Below are 1262 nucleotides of genomic sequence, written 5' to 3' on the forward strand. Positions count from 1 at the left end.
GGCCAGCGCCGGAGCGCTGGCCGACGAGAACGCCAGCGGGTCGCCCGTCCGAGTCGACGAGCACGTCCGAGCCGTCCTGGCTCTCGACGTGCAGGGCGCGCTTTCCCCGGTCGGCACCGACGAAGCTCGCGACGAAGTCGTCGGCCGGGTTGGCGAGGATCTCGGCCGGGGTGCCGAGCTGGGCGATCCGGCCGCCCTCCCGCAGGATGGCGATCTGGTCGCCGAGCAGGAACGCCTCGTCGATGTCGTGCGTCACGAACACGACGGTCTTGCCGAGCTCGTGCTGCAGCCGGATGAGCTCCTGCTGCAGCTCCGCGCGCACGATCGGGTCGACGGCGCCGAAGGGCTCGTCCATCAGGAGGATATTGGGATCGACGGCGAGGCCGCGGGCAACGCCGACGCGCTGTTGCTGGCCGCCGGAAAGCTGGCTCGGGTACCGGTCGGCGATGGCGCGGTCGAGCCCGACGGTGTCCAGCAGGCGCAGCGCATCCGCCCGCGCCGTCCTGCGCGGCACACCACGCAGAAGGGGCACGGTCGCGACGTTGTCGACGACGGTGCGGTGCGGGAGCAGTCCCGAATTCTGCATCACGTAGCCGATGCTGCGCCGCAGCTTCACGGGTTCGAGGGACGCGACGGAGACGCCGTCGATCTCGATCGTGCCGGACGTCGGATCGACCATGCGGTTGATCATCCGCAGCAGGGTGGTCTTCCCGGAGCCGGAGGATCCGACGAGCACGGTCGTGCGGTGCGAGGGAACCGTGAGGCTGAAGTCGTCGACCGCAAGGGTGCCGTCCGGGAATTCTTTCGTCACCGATCGGAACTCAATCATGGAAGTGGCCCATTCCTCGCTTGATGTCGAATCAACACGTGCCAGCGATCTCCCACCCAATCAGGAAAGCCGCCGGATGCCAAGCTCTACTCAGCAGATTCCAAGACTGGGACTGCTGCACCGTCCTGCTCGAGTTCCTCGCCGTAGTAGCCCGCCAGGTATACCGCGATGACCCGCCTCGCCTCCGCGATGTATCGCTCGTCGCCCAGGACGTTGGACTGGAACCCTCTCGACAGGACCGCTGCGGCCATCTCGACCATGACCTCAAGCCGGAACAGCAGATCCGGCCCGTACGGGAGGCCGAACCGCTCGGAGAGAGCGATTGCGAGCTGGCCGGCCAGGAAGCCGACCTCGATCCCGTCGGCCGGGCTCGCCGAGCTGATCGGAAGCCGTTCCCTGTCGGCGAAGTGCATGATGCGGAAGCCCGGTTCGG

General features: G+C 67.7%; 1 protein-coding gene and 1 pseudogene. Both read right to left on the reverse strand.

Features of this window, described 5'->3' with window-relative positions; translation table 11 throughout:
• A partial coding sequence (locus QN345_RS19220; RefSeq protein WP_323509134.1) for an ABC transporter ATP-binding protein occupies nucleotides 1–829 on the reverse strand: 829 nt, incomplete at its 3' end.
• Nucleotides 830–915: 86 nt separating this feature from the next.
• Nucleotides 916–1262 (reverse strand): annotated as a pseudogene (locus QN345_RS19225) (hypothetical protein); the annotation flags it as partial.

Origin of the sequence: Cryobacterium sp. 10I1 (assembly GCF_035019805.1) — a bacterium.
GTDB classification, from domain to species: Bacteria; Actinomycetota; Actinomycetes; order Actinomycetales; family Microbacteriaceae; genus Cryobacterium; species Cryobacterium glucosi.